Consider the following 20684-nt stretch of genomic DNA (forward strand, 5'->3'; position numbering starts at 1 on the left):
GACGAGCAGGCAGCCATCCGGGGGTTTCCGGCCGACCCGGTGGCCCCTTCGGGCTGCAGGGCGATCACCCGTGGGGCCCGCTTCACACGAAGGAGTCCAGCGTGCACGATGAGCAGACCTCGGACCGGGGGGCCTGGGTCGTCCTCGGCGGCGTCCACCTCCTCAACCGCACCGCGCCACGGCGACCAGACGAGCCGATCGTGCTCGTACGGGTGCCGCCGCAGGAGGTGTGCCGGCCGGCCACCACCGTGATCGTCCGCTGGAACGTGCTGGGGCCTTGCCTGGCCGAAGCGCTGCACCTCGGCGGCACCCGGCTCGGGGCGGTCAGGATCGACGGCGGCGAACTGTTCCCCGACGCCATCGCCGGCCCTGCCCTGCGCGGCCTGGTCGGCACCGAGGCCGCCCCCGGCCTGGTGCCGCTGTGCTACCTGGCCGAACACCCCGGCGGCGGCTACCACGCGTACGCGCAGATTCGCTTCCACCCCGAGGACGCCTGCTTCGTCCGCACCACCCGAGAACCAGTCGGCCATGGCCCGGTCGAGGAACTGCGCTGGCTCGGGCTCGTGCTGACGGCGCACGCCGAGTCGAGCAGGGCGCTCAACAACCACCTGCGGTACTTCCGCAAGCACTTCTCCGGCACCGAGTTGGAGTTCAAGTACACCCTCGACCCGGCACCGGACATCTGGTCCGCGTCCATGGAACTGCTCAAGGCACTGCGCGACGGCAAGCTGGAAGGCTGCCGTCCGGAGTACCGGGAAGAGTTCCAGATCCACCACACCGAGAACTATCTGTTCGACGTCACCGGCCCTGAGCCTGAGATCGGCTACGCCTCCTTCATCCCCACCGTCACCGCCGGGCACGTGCTCAAGCGGAAGTGGTTCACCGAGGACGCCTTCGCCCGCCGCGAGGAACTCACCCCTGGCCTCGACATCACCCCTGACCGCTTCGAGACGTTCCTGCGCGAAGACCTGGGCCTCCAGGTCCGGGCCATGCCGCCCTTCCAGCGCGTCCGCTATGACATCCAGTGCGAGTCGATGCGCACCGGACACGTCTACGGCATCTTCCTCGACCGCTGCGCCCTCCTGGCGGCCCCCGACGTAGTGCTGTCCCAGTGCGAGCTGGAGTACCTCCGCTCGCGCAGCATCCTCGACCACGACCAGGACGAGGTCCTCATCGAGATGAAGCGGATCGACAGCTGGCTCTGCGAGTACCTCGCCCATCGCGGCTGGGCGGCCGAGCACACCTTCTACTCCAAGCGCAGCTTTCTTCGCGACGCCATCGCCTTCCGCCCGGACCTCGCCACGCCATGACCGACCAGGCGGCCCCCGGCAATCCCCCGCAGGAGGTACCGCAACCCACATGAGTGATCGAACACAGCATCACGACCCGTCCCACCCGACCACAGAAGAAGAGGGCCCGGTATTCGAAATCAGGTTCTAGATTTCGCCCGCATCCACCCGTTACGGCGACAGCAGAACCGCCGTTACCCGATCACCTGTCCGCATCTCACCCCGAGGAGCCCCATGCATCCCGTACGCCGCCCTGCGCTCGTTCATCCTGCGTTCGAAAACACCGCTGCCTCCTCGGGCGCCAGCCTTCACCTCGCCTCCGACCGCGCCGCCCTGCTCTCCGACGGCGCACGACCGGATACGAGGTACCTCGCATGACGGACTCCACTCGTCTTCCCTCCCCCCTCCACGCCTGGGTGGAGAGCGTGCTGGGCCCCCTGGACGATGTGCGGGACTCCTCGCACGACCGCGACAACTCCCAGGTGTGGAGGGTGACCCGCCCCGCCGGCGACCACTACGTGAAAGTGGCGCCCAAGCCGATCCTGTACACGCGGGAGACCCGTGCCTACCGTGTGGCCGTTCCTCACCTCGGTCACGGCAATGCCCCGGTGCTGCGGGCCAGTTCCGCGGAGCTGCTCGCCATGATCTTGACCGCCGTGGACGGCGAGCCGTTGAAGGAAGAGGAGTCACCCGCGCGCCGCCGCACGGCCCATCGGCAAGCCGGCCAGCTCCTGCGCCGCTTCCACGACGCGATGACCGGCCCCCTGGTCCAGCCGGAAGCCGGCGCAGTCGTCGAGAACACGGTGGCCAGCCTGGACAAGCACATCGCCGAGGCCGGCGACCACCTTTCCACTACAGAAGCCGACCTGCTGCGGCGCCTGGTGAGCGCGCTGCCCGGCTGCGGACCGCTACCGGCCGGGTGGCGGCACGGGGACTTCTGGGAGCGCAACCTGCTCTGGAACGGCCAGCGCTGCGCATTGATCGACTTCGAACGCAGCGAACCGGGCCCCCGTGTCACCGACTTCGTCAAACTCGCCACCTCGCTGTGGCCGGACCATCCCGAACTGCGGACCGCCCTGTTCGAGGGGTACGGCCGGCCTCTGTCCGAGACAGAGGAATACGCGCTGACAGCGTTCGCAGCAGCTGACGCCGCCAGCGCTCTCGCCTACGGCCCCCGGCACAGCGATCCGCTCGTGACCGCGCGCGGCCGGCGCACCGTCGAACGCCTGCTACAGGAGGGCCGTCTGTGAGTGACGCGCCTCACCTGCTGATCGCTGACGTGGCCCAAGTCCTGCTCCGCTCGAACGGCGCAGCCCTGTGCGTACGTCGCAAACCGGAGGCGGCCCTCGCACCGGGACAACTCACCGTCGTTGGTGGCCATCTGGAAGCCGGTGAACCGCTCGACCACGCCGCGCGGCGCGAAGCGGAAGAAGAGACGGGGGTCCGCATCAGCGCCGAGCAACAGGAGTTCTGCGGCCTCATTCACCACCACGACTCCGGCGACGGCCCGGACCGGATCACCGCCGTCTTCGTCGCCCAGTCCTGGGCGGGCGAGCCGCACAACGCCGAGCCGGACAAGCACGAGGGCTTGTTCTGGGTGTCGATGGAGAAGCCCCCGTCGGACTGCCACCCGTACACCACCGCCATCTTCCACATGATCACCCACGGCCCGTCCTACCGGGCTCTGAACTGGCCGACGCAGGGAGGCAGCGAGTGAAGCGATTCTTCGGCAAGGTCCGCATGGCGGAGCCCCAGGTATCCGAGGCAGAGCGCGAGCTCTTCGGCGGGCCGTTGCGCTACGACATGGGCTGGTCTCAACACGAGCACGCGGGCCTGGACTTGACCATGCGCTCCGCGCTACGCCAGATGCCCAGACTCGTCGGCGCTGCCCTGCGGATGGCCTGGAGCGCGGATCGCCGTGCGCTCGTGGCAGTGGCGATCAGCGAACTCGGCCAGGGCATCGCCGCCGCGGTCGGCCTGCTTGCCATCAACGCGGTCATGCACGCGCTGTTAGGGGGCGGAGACGCTGTCGAGCGGCTGCACGCCTTGCTGCCGGGACTGCTCGCCGCCGCGGGCGTCGCAGTCGTCAACTCCGCCCTGGCCGGCTGGTCGACCTCTCGTGCCGGCCGCCTGGAGCCAAAGGTCGAGCGGATCGCCACCACCCAGTACCTGGCCGCGGCCACCGCCGTCGAACTCGAAGCCATCGACGACCCGGACTTCCGGCGTCTGATCGACATCGCCCAGTACGGGCCCGCCTCCGCGCGCCGCATGATCGGCGCCTGTGTCTCCGCGCTGAACAGCAGTATCTCGCTGATCGCCACGGCTGGTGTGCTCACCGTCTTGCACCCGGCGCTGCTGCCCATGCTGCTGGTCATCGCCGCGCCCCGCGGTTGGGGCGCCATGCGGGTCGCACAGGAGCGCTACGTGTCGATGATGAGCTGGATCGAGCACCTGCGGGCCAGCCGTCTCATCGGGAACCTTCTCACCGAGCGAACGGCTGCCCAGGAAGTACGTATCCACGCCGTCGGTCCCTTCCTCCTCGACCGGTACCGGCGCATGGCCGCGAGCGCAGAGGCGGAGCAGGAGCGTCTGGCCTCCAGCAAGGCCGTCACCGAATGGGTCGCCTCCGCACTGTCCGGGCTGGCGATGGCCGCTACCTACGGAACGATGATCTGGCTGATCATGGCCGGGCACATGAGCCTCGCCGTCGCCGGCACCGCCGTGATCGCGGTGCGGACCGGTTCGGCGAGCCTGGGCGCCCTGGTGATGAACATCAACCAGCTGCACGAAGAGTCCCTCTACGTCAAGGACCACGGACAGTTCCTGGTCGAAGCCGCCCAACGCGCCATCCCCCAGACCGGCAACTCCGTTCCTGACCAGGTCAAGCAGGTCTCTCTGGAGCACGTCACCTACCGGTATCCCGACCGCGACGCACCGGCCTTGGACGACGTCACGCTCACCTTCCCCATGGGGTCGGTCACCGCCGTCGTGGGTGAGAACGGCTCCGGAAAAAGCACCTTGATGAAGATCCTTTCCGGTCTCCTGCTGCCTCACGACGGCACCGTGAAGTGGGGCGAGGCCGACATCTCCGGGCTCGAACGCGCCCAGGTCTTCCACCGCGTCTCCCTGCTCACCCAGGACTTCCAGCGCTGGCCTGTCACGGCCGCGATGAACATCCGCATCGGCCGTCCCGACCACGACGCCTCGGCCCACGACCTGCAGCAGTCCGTCGACTACACCGGAGCCGGGCCCGTTACCGCCAAACTCCCCAACGGTCTGGACAGCATGCTCGGCCGAATGTTCCGCGGAGCCATTGAACTCTCCGGCGGGGAATGGCAGAAGGTGGGTCTGGCCCGCACCCACTGGCGCAGCTCAACATCGCAAGCGGACAGCGTCCTCATCGTCGACGAGCCGACCTCCGCCCTCGACCCCGAAGCCGAGATCGCCGCCTTCGACCGCATCCGCCGCCTCGCCGCCCCGCACCGAGCCGTCGTCCTGGTCACCCACCGCATGTCCGGCGTTCGCCACGCCGACCACATCTACGTCCTCAACCAAGGGCGCCTCACCGAACACGGCACGCACAACGAACTCATCGCCGCACGTGGCCGATATGCCGCCATGTTCGACACACAGGCCGCCCAGTACGCCCCGACCCCGAACGTCCCGCAGCCTGCTTCGCCCAGCGTCGTAGACAAGGCATGACCGCCCCACCGAAAGACAGAGCCATGTCCTCCTCCCTCCCCCCGCCAGCACGAGTTGCCTCACAGTCCGTCCTGTCAGCATGGCAGTACGCCGCAACCCGGCACGCGGTGTGGCTCGGCACCGCCGCGATCAGCACCGACCAGGTCGACCGCGTCCTGCTGGTCCACCCGACCTACCGCGAGGACGACCGGTGGCTGCTGCCCGGAGGAGTCGTCGAACCCGGCGAACACCCACACCTCGCCTGCCGGCGCCTGCTCGCCGTGCACCTCGTGGACCACCCCGGCGGGCAGCCCCGCATGGGGCTCGTCTTCCGCGCCCGGAAGTGGGCAGGAACGCCGGAGGTACGCGAGCCCGACCGCTGCGTGTCCTGGGGCTGGTGGCCCTCCGGCGCCCTCCCCGACAAGATCGTCCCGTACACCCGCGCCTCGATCGAGGGCATCCGGGCCGGCCGCCTCTACACCGAATTGGGGTGGTGACTGTGGCCTCCACCCCCAGCGCCTCAATGGATACGGGCCCGCAGCGGCTCGGTAGCCGCCCGGTGCTGCCAGGGGCGTCCTACCGGATTGCCCCTACCTCGGTCGTCGGTGCTCACCGAGCGCCCGGGAGAAGCCGAGGAGGGACGTCGTGACTGCCTGTCCTGACTCTTCCACCGCGCCCAAGTCGTTATGGCGGCACCGCGACTTCCGTCGCTACCTGACCGGCCAGACCGCCAGCGTGGCCGGCAGCTCGATCAGCTCGATGGCGATCCCGGTGCTCGCCGTACTCCACCTGGACGCCACCCCCAGCCAGGTGGCCTGGCTGGCGTTCTGGGGGCAGCTGCCGCCCGCACTGTTCGCTCTGCACGCCGGTGCGCTCGCCGACCGGCACTCCAAGCCACGGCAGATGATCACCGGTGACCTGGTCAGCGCCACGGCTCTGGCAACCGTGCCGGTGGCCGCGGCCTTGGAGGAGCTGACCCTGGCGCAGCTCATGGTGGTCGCCGTGGTTCACGGGGCCGCGGGCGTGCTGCACGATGCGGCGGCGATCAGCCTGCTGCCGACACTGGTCGATCGGTCCCTGATCCAGCGGGGCAACAGCCGCATCGGGGGCCTGTTCGCGATCGCGGCGACCGGTGGCAGCAGCCTCGGCGCCGCGCTCACCGCGCTGCTCGGCCCGGCCCGTGCCCTGCTCGGGGACGTCGGCTCCTACCTCCTCAGTGCCTGGTGCACCGCCCGCATCCAGGCCCGCGAGACCACCCCGGCACGGACCAAGCAGCGCCGGCTGCGGACGGAGATCGCCGAGGGCCTGCGGTACGTGCGCGACGACCACCGGCTGAGCGTGCTCACCTGGGTCAACGCCACCACGTCGCTGGCCCTGACCGTGCTCAACACCCTGTGGGCGCTGTACCTGCTGCGGGTCCTGGAGATGAGCGCGACCGCCTTCGGCGTGGTGCTGGGGATCGGTGCACTGGGCGCGGCGGCCGGGGCCCTGTCCGCCCCGGCCATCGCGCGGCGGTTCGGCCCCGGTCCGATGATGCTCGGCGCGCTCGCGCTCACGCCGCTCACCCAGGTCCCCCTGCTGCTGGCCTCGCCAGGGCTCGGCTGGGAGATTGTGATCGGCGGAGCGTTGTTCCTTCAGCTGGCCTGCGCGGGGGCGGCGGGCACCACTCAGCGGTCGATCCGGCAGATCATCACCGAGGACAGCATGCAGGCCCGGATGCAGGCCGTGAGCACCTGGCTGGCCTCCGGCGCCCGGCCGTTGGGCGCGCTGTTCGCAGGCGGGTTCGGCACGTGGGCCGGAGTACGCCCCGCGCTGGTCGCCGGTGCGTGCCTGCTCGTCGTACCGCTTGTGGTCCTTGCCCGCTCGCCGCTGCGTGCCCTGCGCCAGATGCCCGCTTCTCCGCCCACACCGGAGGGCACGGGCTACACCACGGGGCAGCCGCCTGCCGCCGCTGGGCCGGCCGTGCCCGCGCCGGGGCCTGCACCCGCCGCGGAGGGCGCGATGGACGGAGGCATGCCGTGACGCACCTGAACCCCGGCAGTACGGAAGGCGGGCCGACCGCCCCCGCGCTCCCCGAACCGCGCACCGCAGCGCCCGCCCCCTACGCCTCGGATCCACAGGTCGTCGCCGCACGGACAGAGATGGTCGCCCGCCTGGAGGAGGCCAGCGACCTTCACCCTGGCCCCGTGCGCGATGCGCTGCTCGCCCTGCCGCGCGAGACGTTGATGCCGCAGGCGTACGTGCGGCGCAGCGCCCCCGACGAACCGCCGCGCTGGGAGCTGCTGGACTGGGCGCGGCCCGACGACCGGGAGGAACTGCTGGCTCTTCTCCACAGCGGGGACAGCGTGTCCATCCAGCACGAGGGCGAGCGCATCCTCGGCCGGGCCCCCGGTGTCCGGTCCGGGGGCTCCATGACGGCGATGTCGAGCACGATGGGCATGACCGCCGACCTGTTGCAGCGCCTGGACCTGCGCCGCGGGCAGCGGGTGCTGGACGTCGGCACCGGTGCCGGCGTGACCGCCGCCGTGGCCAGTTTCATCTGCGGCCACGACGGCGTCGTCACCCTCGATATCGACCGGCACGTCAGCGAGGCCGCCCGCGCGCGTCTGATGGCCTTGGGTTACCAACCTGCTGTGGTGACCGGGGACGGCGTGGCCGGCTGGCCCGAGTGGGGGCCGTACGACCGGATCTTCGTGTCCTTCGCCGTACCCCGGATTCCGCCCGCCCTGGTTGGCCAACTCGCGCCAGGCGGACGTGCGCTGATGACGCTCGGCACGTCCTCGCCGTCCTGGCCGGGCCTGGCAGTGATCACCATAACCCCGACCGGCGTTGTAGAGGCGGAACTGGTCGCGGTGGAGTTCGGGCACCGCGGGGGCGCCGGATTCGACCGGCTGTTCCTGTCCGCCGCCTTCCGCAATCGGCTCACCGCATCCGAGGGCGGCCGGACCCGGCGTAGCCGGCTGGAGCCGCCGGCGGATACCGACCGGGGCATGTGGCTGGCCCTGGACCACCTCCACCCCGGGCTCGTCCGCGACTTCAGCGCGGAAGACCTGACGATCGGCGCACCGCGGTGCGGTTCCTGGGTGCGGGCGCGCCGAGTCGGTCATCGCCGCTGGGAGGTGGCCTCTTTCGGGCCGCGTGATATCTGGGCGGAGATTCATGACGTCGCTGACCGCTGGCGCGCGGCCGGCTCACCGCACACCTACCGGCTGGAGATCGACGCCGACGGCGTCCAGCGGGTGACCAGCCGCTGCGGCGCCCTGTCCTGGACGCTGACCGACGCCTCGCACACCGGTACGGGGGCGACGGGCGAACTTGACCCGCTCTTGGAGAAAGGCGACAGCCATGCACACTGATCCCGCCACGGCCACCAGCACCGCCGTGATCCTCACCAACAACCGCGGGCAGTACCTGCTGCACCTGCGGGATGCCAACAAGCCGATCTGCGATCCGGGCACGTGGTCGCTGATCGGAGGAGGCCCCGAAGGCCAAGAGACGCCGGACGAGGCGATCGTCCGCGAACTCCGCGAGGAGGCCGACCTCGTCATCCCCGACCTGACGCTCTTCACCACGGTGAACGCCTCGGGCCCCCACGTCACCGAGGGCCGGATCCAGGTCTACGAGGGCCGGTGGGACGGCGACGCCGACCGGCTGCCGGTCACCGAAGGCATCATGTTCCGCTGGTTCGACGTGGACACCATGGTCCACCTCTCCATGTGCCCCTGGGCTTACGAGGCGATCCTCGCCCACCATGCGAAGAACCCCCTCAGCGGGATCGCGTCGGTACCCGAGCAGCGGCCCGGGGCATCACAGGGCGGTGCGGGGGCCGTAAAGAACGTGATCGGTGCCCACCTCTACCTGGAGCGCGACGGGCACACCCTGCTCGGACTACGCCATCCCGACGTCGCGTTCGCCGCTGAACAGTGGCACGCGCTCGCCGGACATGTCGAGCGGGAATCGGTGCGGTCCTGCCTGGTCAGGGAGGCGGTTGAGGAGGCCGGTCTCGTCATCAGGCCGGAGGACATGGACCTGGTGCACACCGTCCACCTTCTCGACCACGCCGATGCCGAGCCGCGCATCCAGCTCTTCTTCCGGGCGACGGCGTGGTGCGGAGAGCCGGAGGTACGCGAACCGGACCGGTGCGTCCGCTGGGAATGGTGGCCGCTCGACGGCCTGCCGGAGCCGATGGTGCCCTACACCCGAACGGCCGTCCACGGCATCCGCTCCCGCCAGTCCTACTCCGAGATGGGATGGGCGTGAACGTCGAACCGCCAGTGCCCGATCGCCCCGACGAACCGTCCGTCGGCCCTGAAGACGCCTTGTTCACCGTCCTGCTGGCCCGTCGGCCAGGAGCGGCGTCGTGAGCGGCGAGCAGCGGCACCGGGAGCCGGTCGACGTCCACCTGATCCTGCGCCGCGACGGCGCCACCGGCCCCGAGGTCCTGCTGTCCCGCCGGGCTGGCAACGTCTACGCCTCGGGCATGTGGCATCTGCCCTCTGGACACCTCGATGGCCCGCACGAGGATGTCGTCGGCGCGCTGATCCGCGAGGCGCACGAGGAGACCGGCGTCGTCATCGAACCGACCGAGGTCCGCTTCGCGGTCACCGTCCACCACCGCAGCCCTGGTGGCATGTCCCGGACCGGGATGTTCTTCGAGGTCCGCACCTGGCAGGGCACCCCCGCTGTCCGGGAGGCGGCCGTCTGCGACGCGATGGACTGGTTCGGTCTCGACGCGCTGCCGGAACCGATGGTCGCGTACTGCCGTGCCGGGCTGGACACCTACCGGGCGGGCCAGGCGATGGCCGTGCACTTCCAGCAGCCCGGTGACCCGATCGCCTACGACCCGGACCTCGACCGGCGCCGGCCCGTCCCCGCGGCCGGGACGGCCGGGCCGGATGCCCGGCTGCGGGAGTTCACAGAGCGGGCCGTCGGGCGCGTCACCAGCTGGACGGACGTGTCCTGGGCGCGGGAGGGCAACCAGGTGTGGCGTGCTGTCAGTGCCGAAGGCGGGCTGTGGTTCGTCAAGGTCCACCAGAACGATCGCTTCCACCAGCGGGAGGTGTCCGCGTACCGCACCTGGATTCCCGGCTTGGGCGTGGCCGCGCCCCGCCTGGTGGCCGCCGACGAGGCGCTGAGGGCCGTCGTCATCACCGCGGTACCGGGCCGCTCCCTGCACGGCGCCGTTCACCCACCGGCAGAGCAGCGGCGGATCTTCCACCGCATTGGCCGGCTCGCGGCAGCCATCCACCGCAGCGCGCCTGCCCGGCCGGCAACCGGCGACACCTTGCCCTTGGGGAAGTGGGAGCGTCACCTCGACGCCGCTCGTCCTCACCTCGCCTGCGGGGACGAGGAGTTCGTCCGGGCGATGGTGGTGAGAGCCGCGGGGCTGCCTCCCCTGGAGGCGGGGCCCACGCATGGCGACTTCCAACTGCGCAATCTGCGCTGGGACGAGACCAGTGAAAGCCTGCATTTGATCGACTTCGAGCGCAGCGAAGACGGCCCGGCCGTACGGGACTTCGTGCGCTTGTCCGACGCCTGGGCAGGCCGGCCGGACCTGTACGAGGCCGTGATGGACGGCTACGACCGCCCGTTGACCCCGGCCGAGGAGGAGCACCTGGCCGTCCTGGCTGCCCTGGACGCCGTCTCCGGCATCCAGTACGGCGCCGCCCACGGCGATCCGGAGCTCGTCGAACGCGGCCGCCGCACCCTGGCGCGCCTCCGCGCCACGGGCCACCCGTGAACACCGCCTTATCCACCGCATCCGACCAGTTGAGGAGCAGCACCGTGGGGTACACCGCTCGCGAGGAGTGGCAGCAGCACTACGCCGACGGGAAGAACTTCCGGCAGCTCGGTGACGCCGAGCGGGCTGTGTTCGCCGAGCACACGCCCGTCCCCGAAGGCGGCGGTCGGGCGCTCGACGTGGGATGCGGCACCGGCGAACTGGCCGCCTACCTCGCGTCTCTCGGTTACGCGGTGGATGCCGTCGACTTCGCCGGCAGCGCGATCGCCCGGGCCCGCGAGGAACACCCGGAAGTGGCGGGAGTGCGCTGGCTACAGCTGGACATCGAGAACGACGACCCGGCAGAGCTGCACCAGGAGGGATATGACCTGATCAGCCTGCGCCTGATGTATCCCTTCCTGCGCGACCGCAGCCGCGTCCTGCACGCCCTCGGCGAGCGGCTGCGGCCCGGCGGCGCGCTCGTGGTCATCACTCCGGTGGTCGAGCACACCCCCGAGGAGCGGCGTGACATCGCCCTCGACGAGGACGAGATCGTCCTGCTCACCGCCGGATGGAAGCAGGTCGTACGGCTGGAAGCGGACGAGCTCACCGTCCTCGTTCTGCGCGGCTCCTGCCACAGGGACACCGCCGCGGTCGAGAGGCGGCAACCACCCACTGGTCACGCCGTGACCGGAGCCCTCGCGGTCGTCACCGACGAGGATGGGCGGGTCCTACTCGGCCGCTCGCGTCGGGGCATGTGGGAGCTGCCCGGCGGCAAGACTTCCGGACCGGAGGACTTCGCGGCGGCGGCGGTCCGCGAACTCGGTGAGGAGACCGGCCTGACTGCTTTGGCCTCGGACGCGTATGTGGTGACGATGCTCGTCGACGCCAGCCACGGCGTGCCCCGGCTTACGGCCGTTGTCCGGATCACCGCCTGGTCGGGGACCCTCACCAACCAAGAGCCGAAGTTGTTCGACCGGTGGGAGTGGCATGACCTGCACGCCCTGTCGTGCGTCGGTGATGTCTTCACCCCTGCCGCGCAGGCCCTGGCAACCATCTGGCCCGGGGTCATCCCCGACCTGCCGCCCGTCCACGCCTACCCCCTCGCCGTCGACCAGCCGCCCGTGCCCGGTGAGCCGACCGAAGCCGCCCGGCTCCGCCACGAGATGGCCGAGACGGTCATCGACGGCGGCTGGGCCCCCTCCGAACAGGTCCAAGAGGCGCTGCGGACCGTGCCCCGCCACCGCTTCGCCCCGGAAGCGAACCTCGCGACCGCGTACGACGGCGGCGACCGGGCCGTGATCACCCGGCGGGACGAGACCGGAGCGGCGATCAGTTCGGTGTCCGCGGCGTGGCTCCAGGCCGACATGATCGAAAGCCTGCACCTTCAGCCGGGCGCGATCGTGTTCGAGGCCGGGTCCGGCGGCTACAACGCCGAACTGATCGCCCACGTCGCCGGAACCGAGGGGCGCGTGGTCACCGTCGACATCGACCCGTGGGTCGTGCGCCGCACCCGCCGGTTCCTCACGGAGGCCGGCAGCGGACGCGTCACCGTCGTCGAGGCCGACGCGGCCCTGGGAGCACCCGCACACCTCGTGCCGCGCGGCGGCTTCGACGGCAGCGTGATCACCTACAACTGCTGGGACATCGCCCCGGCCTGGCGGGAGCAACTGGCTGAGGGCGGACGCCTGGTCCTGCCGCTGGAGATCGGCGGCTATACCCGGGCGATCACGCTCGAGCGGCGCGGCCAGGTGCTGCACGCCCGCCACTTCGCCGGCATGCGCGCGTGGATGACCAACGAGCCCACGTACGCCGACTGGGCATCGGTCTCCGGCCAAGTCCCGGATCCGGTGCTGTGGTCGCGCATGGCCGACCAGGACCAGCACGCCACCGCCAGTGTCACCGAGGGCCACTACCCCTCCGCGTTCAAGCAGGCCCTGGCCGACGACCCGTCCGCGATCACCAAGGCGTACATCTACGTCGTCACCGTCAACGGAAAGCAGCAGATCGCCTGGAAGAAGGGCGGCGGTGGAGCCGAGGAACGCGCCGTGACCCTGGCCGTGCAGTGCCGGCCCAACCACGACTGCGCCCTGGCCGCCATCGCTCCGAGCGTCACGCAGTGACCCGCGCCTGACACAAGAAAGGAGGGGCAACTCTCCGTGGGTTTCTGTGATTTCCCCCTGGCGGACAAGCTGTGCGCCGTCGGTGACGCGGTCGACTTCGCCTCGGACCCCGGCAAGGCCATCGGCGACTGGATGGCGAAGTCGGCAGGTGAACTGGCAGCCGCAGCAGCCGACCTGGCGGCCAAGGCGGTCAACACCACCACCAAGGTCGACCTGAACGCCGGCTGGTTCCGCGACAACTACGAGATGCTGCTGCCGCTGGGCCTGGTCCTGCTGGTCGCGACGTTCTGCGCGCAGCTCGTTCGGGCCGCCGTCAGACGCGACGGTCAAGCTCTCACGCAAGCATTCACCGGCACCATGTCGGGCGTCCTGTTCGCCTTCTGCGCCATCGCCTTCACCACGGTCGCCGTCGAGGTGGTCGACGCGATCTCCGACGGCCTGTTCAAGGCCGCGAGCCTGGACATCGAGTCGGCCGTGCGCCGCATCGTGAAGGTGAGCCAGATCGGCGCCCTGGCCGGGCTGGGCTGGCTCGTCCCGGTCGTGGCCGGTCTCGGCGCCGCCATCGGCGCCTTCCTCTACTGGTGCGTGATGATGGTCCGCAAGGTCGGCATCCTCGTCATGGTCACCCTGGCGATCTTCGCCAGTGCCGGCGGCGGCTGGGAGGTCGCACGCCGCTGGCGCAAGGGCTGGATCGAAGCGACCGCCACCCTCGTGGTCAGCAAGCTGTTGATGACCGTGATCTTCGTGCTGGGCATCGCCGCCATGGGCAAGACCGAGGCCAAGGACGGCATCGGTGCCCTCGCCGACGTCATGTCCGGCATCGTGATCATGGTTCTGGTGCTGCTGTGCCCGTACGCGGTCTTCAAATTCGTGCACTGGGCGGCCGACGGAACCGACGGCGAGTCCATCCACCGCGCCGGCGGCGCCGGAGCCCAAGTCGCCAAGGCACACGCCGAGAACGCGACCCGCAAGGCCGCGGCGGCAGCCGCCACCGCCGGAACCGGCGGCGCGGCAGCCGGAGCAGGCGCCGCTCCGCAAGGCCCCGACGCCGCAGGCGGAGGCGGCTTCCCCGGCGACATCGCCTCCCACTCGACCGGTGGAGGCGGTGGCAAGGAAGACGCGCAAGGCGGTGGCACGGGCGTCTCGCCCGGTGGTGATGCCATCAAGTCCGGCCTGGAGAAGGCCGTCCAGCCCCCGCCGACGAGTGTCTCCGACACCAGCAGCCAGGTGGGAGGCAGCCCGGGCCCGGGTGGGTCCGGACCGAGCGCCGCGTCCAGCCAGGGCGGCGGATGGCAATCCGCTCCCCCTACCACGACCCCGCCGCCCCAGGGCGCACCGCCGTCCTCCGGCCCACAGAACGCCACGACCAGCGGAACGGCTGGGCCGCCCCCGCCGCCGACCGGCCTCTGATCCTCTGCCCGCTTCCCGGGGGCGGGACGCACCGCGCGCTCCCGCCCCCGGGGCCCCCACCCGCGCCTCCAGGACCCGCCCCATGACTGACCTTTCCGTCGCCCCGGTCACGGTGAAGTTCCCGCACCGGTCCCGTCGCGGCATCCTCCTCGGCCTCTCCCTTCCCCAGCTCGTCCTCGTGTCGTGCACACTGGCCCTGCTGCTGATGACGGTGCTCTCCACCGGGCTGCTCGGCGCCGTCGCCCTGACCCCGCTATTGGCTGCATCGGGCGCTCTCGTCGCGATCCGCCGGCACGGCCGCTCCTTGATCGACTGGGCGCCGATCGTCGCCCGCTACGCGCAGCGCCGGCGCACCGGCCAGACGCTCTGGCTCGCCCGGCCTGTCACCCGCCCGCGGCAGGAAGGCGTCCTTCACCTGCCCGGCACCGCTGCCTCCCTCAAGGTGGTCACCCCCGGCGACTCCGCCAACGGCGCTGCAGCGGTCCACGACCCGCACCGGCAGACCCTGACCGCCATCGCCCGCGTCACCTCCCGGGCCTTCGCCCTCCTCGACCCCGCCACCCAGAACCACAACGTGGCCAGCTGGGGACGTGCGCTCGCGGGCATCGCACGGACCGGGCACATCGCCACCGTGCAGGTCCTGGAGCGCACCGTCCCCGACAGCGGCGACACCCTCACCCGCCACTGGACCCAGAACGGGCAGCCCCAGGCCCCAGTCGCCGGACAGATCTACTCGGAACTGGTCGCCTCGGCCGGTCCCGCCGCCGCCCCGCACGAGACCTACCTCGCCATCTCCCTCGACCTGAAGGCCGCCAAGCGCCTGATCAGCCAGGCCGGCGGCGGGCTGCCGGGCGCGTTCACCGTCATGGAGCAGACGACCGCGTCCATCGCCCAGGCCGCCCGGAACGCCGGGCTCATGGTCACGGGCTGGCTGAGCGCCCGGGAGATCGCCGCCGTCATCCGCACCGCATATGACCCGAAGGCCCTCGCCGCGCTCCAGCAGTGGTCCGAGACCGGCCGCGCCGAGGCGGACCCCGCAGCCGCAGGGCCCGTCGTCCAGTTCGAGGAGTACGACCGCCTCGCCACCGACTCCGCCCGCCACGCCACGTACTGGGTGGAGAACTGGCCGCGCACCGAAATGGGAGCCGGCTTCCTGCACGGGATCATGTTCACGGCCGGAGTGCGGCGCAGCCTGTCCCTGATATACGCGCCGCAGGGGCTCGAGTCTGCGCTGCGGGACGTCCAGCGGAAGAAGGCCGCGATCATCGCCGACGCGAACGAGCGCGCCCGCCGGGGACAGGTCGACAGCGAGGAAGACTCCGTCGAGTACGCCGACGTCAAAATGCGAGAGCGCCAGCTCATCGCCGGGCACGCGGACGTGGCCCTGACCGGCCTGGTCACCGTCACGGCCGAGACCGATGCCCTCCTGGACGCGGCCTGCGCGCAGATCGAGACCAGCGCCGTCACCTCCGGCGTCGACCTGCGACGGCTCAACTACCAGCAGCCCGACGCCTTCACCCTCACCGCGCTGCCGCTCGCGCGGACAGCCCTGTGACCCATCCCTTTTCGATCACGCCGCGGCAGGAGCAATCTTCTACCACCGCCCCTGCCTCCGGGCAGGAAGGACCACCACCTTTGACCTCTCGCACGTGTCCACAGGACGCGCACCCCTACCTTCGTGCCGCGAGCGTCGGAGTCCGCCACCACACCCGTGCTCTGGCACGGCCGGACGCCACCTCGCCCACGGCGGTGGACCGCCTGCACCTTGACGTGCTCCACGGCCACCTCACCGCGCTGCACCAGCTTCTCGACCGGCTCGCTGAGGCCACCCGGCCACCGCACCCCGCCGCCGGCCGCCACCTCGCCACCGCGCACACCCGCGTGTGGCAGGCCACCGCCGAGATCCACTCGGCCTTCCACCTGCTGCCCAGCACCGCAGCGGCAGAAGACGCCGAGGCGAGCGCGTGCCACCCGGAACGGCTTCCCGAGGGACCGCCCGTGCTGACCATCTGCCAGCGCCACCTCGCCGCCGGACACATCATCCGCCGTAAGACCACCCCCACCGACCTCCGCACGCACACCACGGCCTGCGTGCGATGAGCACCACCCGCAGAATCGAGGGCCCCCGATGAGCCACCGGCCCGCCCGCCGCGCCCGCCGCGCGTCCGCGTCTCCGCTGTTCACTCCCCACGGAACCGACCGGGCCAGCCGCAAACAGGCCCGGCGCCAGCTCGCCGAAGCCACCGCCAAGGCCCGCGCCGAAGCCACCGCCCACCAGGCCGAGAACACCTCCACCGAGCACGAGACGCCCGCTGCGCTCTACCCCCCGAGCGGACGCCCCGGCCCCGCCTCCGCCCGGAAGAACCGGCTGAAGCTGCCCGCACACCGCATGACCACCGCCGTAGCCGCCGGCGCGTACCCCTTCCTCGCCGAAGGCGGCCTGGGCGCGGAAGGCATCTACATCGGCCGCGACGTGCACGCCGAGGCATCATTCGTCTTCGACCCCTTCGCGCTGTACGGCAAGGTCGAGGGCTTCACGAACCCGAATCTCCTCCTCGCCGGAGTCATCGGCCAGGGCAAGAGCGCCCTGGCCAAGTCCTTCGCGCTGCGCTCCGTGGCCTTCGGATACCGCGTCTACGTTCCGTGTGACCCCAAGGGCGAGTGGACACCAGTGGCCGAAGCCCTCGGCGGCCGATCCGTAGCCCTCGGGCCCGGACTGCCCGGCCGGCTGAACCCGCTGGATGCGGCGCCGCGCCCGGTGAGCGTCTCCGAGGCCGACTGGGTCGGCGAGATCCGTAAGCGGCGCCTTCTCCTGCTCGGCTCCCTGGCCCGTACTGTCCTTGGCCGGGACCTGATGCCCATGGAGCACACGGCCCTGGACATCGCGCTCGACGCCGTCGTCACCCGCGCCGCCGACACCGGCAGCACCCCGCTCCTCGGTGACGTCGCCGCCACCCTCAACAACTCCGGCGCGCTGGATGAGGCCGCCGGGATGGTGTCGGGACAGCTCGGCGACGCGGCCCGTGACCTGGCACACGCGATGCGCCGCCTCGTCCACGGTGACTTGGCCGGCATGTTCGACGCCCCCTCCACCATCGCCTTCGACCCGACCGCGCCGATGCTCACGATCGACCTGTCCCGGCTCGGCGGTTCGGGCGACGACACGGCGTTGGTCCTGGCGATGACGTGCGCCTCTGCCTGGATGGAGTCCGCACTCTCCGATCCGAACGGCGGCCGGCGCTGGATCGTGTACGACGAGGCGTGGCGCCTGATGCGGCACGTCGGGCTGCTGCAGCGCATGCAGGCCCAGTGGAAGCTGAGCCGCGGCCTCGGCATCGCCAACCTCATGGTGATCCACCGGCTGTCCGACCTGCTCACCGCCGGCGACGCCGGATCCCAGGGCCGTGCGCTCGCCGAGGGCCTCCTCGCAGACTGCAGCACCCGCATCATCTACCGCCAGGAGACCGACCAGCTCCACGCCGCGGCCTCCCTGCTCGGCCTGACCTCCGTCGAGATGGACGCCATCGCACACCTCAACCGCGGGCGCGGCCTGTGGAAGGTCGCCGGACGATCTTTCATCGTGCAGCACCTCCTGCACAGCCACGAGCTGGCCCTCTTCGACACCGACGCCCGCATGCACTGAGAAGCACGAGGCCCATGAATCCCGATGTCCACCGTGAGCTGATACCTCGCGACGACACCCTCCACCTGATCCGCGCGCTCGACGCCATGAAGGGCAAACTCCTCCACGCCGCCGAGCAGTGGCAGCTCTTGGACGACACCGGTCACGTCCCCGCCTCGCCGGCGTACGCCGACCTGCTCCAGCATGCCGCGGGCGCTCAGGCCCTCTTCGGCGACGTCGTCCAGCTGACCGCCGACTTCGCCCGGACCACCCACAGCATGAACCGCGTCGGCAGCGCCGTACTCCCCCATCTGTCGAAGGCGGCCACCCTGTCGGGCCACGCAGCACCGCACTTCGCCGAGGTCGCGGAGACCGCCCTTTCGCTGTCCCGGTCCTCCGACCCGACCGACAGGCAGTACCGGGAAAACCGCATGGTCATCGATCACGCCACGGCGCGCGCCTATCTGCGGCGCGCCGCGGAATCGCTCCGCGACGCGGCCAAAGAACTCGACAACCACCTCGAGTTCCACCGCTTCTTCCCGACGCCTTCCCGACGGGAGAGGCCGGCGCCTCCGCCGCCCACGTCGACCGCCCGCCGCCGCTAGCCCGCACCGGCATCACACCGCAAGGAGCCCCCTGAACCGCTACAGCCGCCGCACCCCACCGGTCCACTGGGCAGCCGCCTCGCGCAGGAGAAGCCGTGGTCGCTGACGGCACGGACACCCCGAACACCCACCGCACGCATCGCGACGCGGCTTCGCTAGCTCCGCTTCCTGACCACCGCAACGTGAACACCGCCTGGTGGCAGGAGCTTTGGCGCCGCCACGCGCACATCACCACGCCCCTGCGGCAGCGCGGGCTGGAGTGCGACATCGAGTTCGGACTCAGCGCGTACGTCGTGCACGTCTCGCTCGCCGACGGCAGCTACCTGATCATCGGCCCGCCGCAGGAGCCCTCCTCCAACCGTCCACCGGGGGACGCCGAGGGCTGGATCGTGACCCGCCAACACCCTGATGATCAGGCCCTGTTCGAGGTGATCTACGACTCGACCCCCGCAGCCGACGCTGGGGCCCCTGAGCGGCCCGAAGCACGTAACGGCGGAAGCGCCAAGCACGTGGTCGAGGCCATCGACCAGCGGCTCACCCAGCTCGGGCTGCTGCCCGTTCCTCGCTCGTCCACCGAAGGCCCGCTCGTGTCCACAGCCTCACAGCCCCGCGCACCACAGTCTCCGGACCTCACCCCCAGCGCGGCCCGCACCTCCGCGTACGTCTACGGCGACGCCCTCCTCGCTCTCACCGACCGGCTCAACGGGACCGAGTCGCATGCGGGCGCAGCCGCCATGCTGCACCAGATCCTGGATCCGACCGACGGCATGCTGGCGCGGCTCGGCGAGTTCTTCGAAGCAGCCGGCGAGAAGGCCAAGGGAGCCGAGCACGACGACGGCTTCGACTTGTCCTACGACCTCGCCGACGCCGCGGCCGAGATCCGAAACCTCGGGGAAGTCCTGCACGTCGCCGAGGACCGAATGCGGGCGCTGAACACCCCACCACCGGCACCCCGGCCTACAGCGGCCCCGCCCCGTACGCCGCGCCTGCCCGCCCTCCCGCCAGCACAGCCGCGGCAAAGACGCTGACGCCTGGCTACCTCGCCGCGCGGCGGGCCGGTGCACCCGACGCGGTCGAGCACTGCGTCGGTGACCACGCCACGTCCCTCATCCCGCCGCCCCGGCAGCCACGTCCACCCGGACGCGCCGGCCTGCCCGCCCCCGAGCCCACTGGAGTCCCCATCCGCATCACCCGCCACGCCCTGCCGCTGATCGCCTGTGCCGTCGGTGCCTCCTTGGCCCTGACCGGCTGCACCGACAGCGACACTGCCGAGTCCAAGCAGGCCCCCACAGCCAGCACTGCGCCGAAGCCGACGCCCGTCCCCTCGCTCACCCAGGCGCAGGCTCGCGAGGCCCTCACCCACTACTCGAAGACCAACAACCTCGCTCGCCAGAGCCAGGACCGCGCCCTTCTCGACACCGTCGAGGGCGGGCCCCGATACGCGATGTCGCTGGCCGACATCAAGCAGGACGAGGCCCTGTCCCAGGCCGATCGTGAGCCGTACCGACCGTGGTCGTACGACCTGTCCGCCCCCGACCTCTACATCCCGCGCCTGAAGGACGGACAGCAGCGGTGGTTCGCCGCCGTCACCCGGGGCGGCAGCCAGCAGCAGTACGCCCGCGTCCTGATCCTGGCGGAGAGCACGAAGTCCAAGGAGCAGTGGGAGATGGTCGCCACCATCGACATCGACGATCCGAAGCAGCTCCCGCAGATCGTGCTCGACAAGGACGGGTACGCCACCGCGGTCGACGCCACCTCGTCCTCCCTTGCCGCGCCGGTCGGTGTGCTCCGCTCCGCGGTGACCGACAACTTCGCCACCGGCGGCGAGACGACCGGCAAGAAGGTCTTCATCCCCTCCGAAGCCTCCCAGCGGCAGATCAAGGTTCACGACGAGACGACCCGGAAGTTCGGCCCGCGCGGTACCACCCGCTTCGCCTCCGCTGACCCGCAGTTCGCTGACGCGTACGCGCTGAAGACCACCACTGGCGCACTCGTGATCTTCTCCCACACCCACACCCAGCACGACGCGGTGACCGCCCCGGGCCTGGGGATCGTGCCGGAGAAGCAGGACCGCGCATGGCTCGGCACCAGTCCCGGCCCCGCCTTCACCTACACGTTCACCTGCTCCGACATCGCCGCCGTCCCGAGCGTGCCGGGGCCGTCCAGCCTCCTGGGCTACGGCTGTCGCCGCACCGACGCCAAGGCCACCGGCCCCAGCACCTCCGTCTAGGACCC

The 20684-nt window shown here is 70.9% G+C and carries 17 protein-coding genes; all 17 read left to right on the top strand.

Annotated elements, in window-relative coordinates; translation table 11 throughout:
• Nucleotides 1–101: 101 nt before the first annotated feature.
• The 17 genes from AC0VYN_RS23100 to AC0VYN_RS23180 all read left to right on the top strand — a co-directional run bounded on the left by AC0VYN_RS23100 (nucleotide 102) and on the right by AC0VYN_RS23180 (nucleotide 20679).
• Entirely contained in the window at nucleotides 102–1310 is a 1209-nt protein-coding gene (locus tag AC0VYN_RS23100) for a hypothetical protein (protein ID WP_106517283.1), read from the top strand.
• Between the two features lie 353 nt (nucleotides 1311–1663).
• Nucleotides 1664–2539, top strand: a complete 876-nt coding sequence (locus tag AC0VYN_RS23105) for an aminoglycoside phosphotransferase family protein (protein ID WP_475532518.1) — start codon at nucleotides 1664–1666, stop codon at nucleotides 2537–2539.
• Nucleotides 2536–3006 (top strand): NUDIX domain-containing protein, encoded by a 471-nt coding sequence (locus tag AC0VYN_RS23110; protein WP_475532519.1) that lies wholly within the window; start codon nucleotides 2536–2538, stop codon nucleotides 3004–3006. Before AC0VYN_RS23105 ends, AC0VYN_RS23110 begins: the two co-directional genes overlap by 4 nt.
• A complete protein-coding gene (locus AC0VYN_RS23115) occupies nucleotides 3003–4991 on the top strand; it encodes an ABC transporter ATP-binding protein (protein WP_475532520.1) in 1989 nt (662 codons plus the stop codon). The genes AC0VYN_RS23110 and AC0VYN_RS23115 overlap by 4 nt, the downstream gene beginning before the upstream one ends.
• 23 nt (nucleotides 4992–5014) lie before the next feature.
• Nucleotides 5015–5467, top strand: coding sequence for an NUDIX domain-containing protein (locus tag AC0VYN_RS23120; protein ID WP_475532521.1), 453 nt, complete (start codon nucleotides 5015–5017; stop codon nucleotides 5465–5467).
• A 148-nt stretch (nucleotides 5468–5615) separates the two neighbouring features.
• Nucleotides 5616–6992: an MFS transporter gene (locus tag AC0VYN_RS23125; RefSeq protein ID WP_475532522.1), complete on the top strand. Its 1377-nt coding sequence runs from the start codon at nucleotides 5616–5618 to the stop codon at nucleotides 6990–6992.
• Nucleotides 6989–8326 (top strand): methyltransferase, encoded by a 1338-nt coding sequence (locus AC0VYN_RS23130; protein ID WP_475532523.1) that lies wholly within the window; start codon nucleotides 6989–6991, stop codon nucleotides 8324–8326. The genes AC0VYN_RS23125 and AC0VYN_RS23130 overlap by 4 nt, the downstream gene beginning before the upstream one ends.
• Nucleotides 8316–9230 (top strand): NUDIX hydrolase, encoded by a 915-nt coding sequence (locus tag AC0VYN_RS23135; RefSeq protein WP_475532524.1) that lies wholly within the window; start codon nucleotides 8316–8318, stop codon nucleotides 9228–9230. Before AC0VYN_RS23130 ends, AC0VYN_RS23135 begins: the two co-directional genes overlap by 11 nt.
• A 100-nt stretch (nucleotides 9231–9330) precedes the next feature.
• Nucleotides 9331–10710: a phosphotransferase gene (locus AC0VYN_RS23140; RefSeq protein ID WP_475532525.1), complete on the top strand. Its 1380-nt coding sequence runs from the start codon at nucleotides 9331–9333 to the stop codon at nucleotides 10708–10710.
• Between the two features lie 44 nt (nucleotides 10711–10754).
• Nucleotides 10755–12812 carry a methyltransferase domain-containing protein gene (locus AC0VYN_RS23145; protein ID WP_475532526.1) on the top strand — a complete coding sequence of 686 codons (2058 nt, stop codon included), beginning with the start codon at nucleotides 10755–10757 and terminating at the stop codon, nucleotides 12810–12812.
• Between the two features lie 36 nt (nucleotides 12813–12848).
• Entirely contained in the window at nucleotides 12849–14222 is a 1374-nt protein-coding gene (locus AC0VYN_RS23150) for an SCO6881 family protein (RefSeq protein WP_475532527.1), read from the top strand.
• Between the two features lie 82 nt (nucleotides 14223–14304).
• Nucleotides 14305–15777 (top strand): SCO6880 family protein, encoded by a 1473-nt coding sequence (locus AC0VYN_RS23155; protein ID WP_475532528.1) that lies wholly within the window; start codon nucleotides 14305–14307, stop codon nucleotides 15775–15777.
• An 80-nt stretch (nucleotides 15778–15857) separates the two neighbouring features.
• The gene (locus AC0VYN_RS23160) at nucleotides 15858–16322 is read left to right on the top strand and encodes a DUF6238 family protein (protein WP_475532529.1); all 465 of its coding nucleotides are present in this window, start codon (nucleotides 15858–15860) and stop codon (nucleotides 16320–16322) included.
• 28 nt (nucleotides 16323–16350) lie between these two features.
• Nucleotides 16351–17865, top strand: coding sequence for a VirB4 family type IV secretion system protein (locus AC0VYN_RS23165; RefSeq protein ID WP_475532530.1), 1515 nt, complete (start codon nucleotides 16351–16353; stop codon nucleotides 17863–17865).
• Between the two features lie 14 nt (nucleotides 17866–17879).
• Nucleotides 17880–18449 (top strand): hypothetical protein, encoded by a 570-nt coding sequence (locus AC0VYN_RS23170; RefSeq protein ID WP_475532531.1) that lies wholly within the window; start codon nucleotides 17880–17882, stop codon nucleotides 18447–18449.
• 182 nt (nucleotides 18450–18631) lie between these two features.
• A complete protein-coding gene (locus tag AC0VYN_RS23175) occupies nucleotides 18632–19477 on the top strand; it encodes a hypothetical protein (RefSeq protein WP_475532532.1) in 846 nt (281 codons plus the stop codon).
• Nucleotides 19478–19683: 206 nt separating this feature from the next.
• Complete coding sequence (locus AC0VYN_RS23180) at nucleotides 19684–20679, top strand: DUF8094 domain-containing protein (protein WP_475532533.1); 996 nt, start codon at nucleotides 19684–19686, stop codon at nucleotides 20677–20679.
• Nucleotides 20680–20684 lie beyond the last annotated feature (5 nt).

The sequence above is a fragment of the Streptomyces sp. 63XJN7_1_ISO-PGPR-S23-121 genome, from assembly GCF_056173025.1.

Excerpts from the sequence above, each read along its gene's own strand:
- AC0VYN_RS23105 (WP_475532518.1), top strand. The coding sequence starts at position 1,664 with ATGACGGACTCCACTCGTCTTCCCTCCCCCCTCCACGCCTGGGTGGAG.
- AC0VYN_RS23120 (WP_475532521.1), top strand. The coding sequence starts at position 5,015 with ATGTCCTCCTCCCTCCCCCCGCCAGCACGAGTTGCCTCACAGTCCGTC.
- AC0VYN_RS23135 (WP_475532524.1), top strand. The coding sequence starts at position 8,316 with ATGCACACTGATCCCGCCACGGCCACCAGCACCGCCGTGATCCTCACC.
- AC0VYN_RS23155 (WP_475532528.1), top strand. The coding sequence starts at position 14,305 with ATGACTGACCTTTCCGTCGCCCCGGTCACGGTGAAGTTCCCGCACCGG.
- AC0VYN_RS23165 (WP_475532530.1), top strand. The coding sequence starts at position 16,351 with ATGAGCCACCGGCCCGCCCGCCGCGCCCGCCGCGCGTCCGCGTCTCCG.
- AC0VYN_RS23170 (WP_475532531.1), top strand. The coding sequence starts at position 17,880 with ATGAATCCCGATGTCCACCGTGAGCTGATACCTCGCGACGACACCCTC.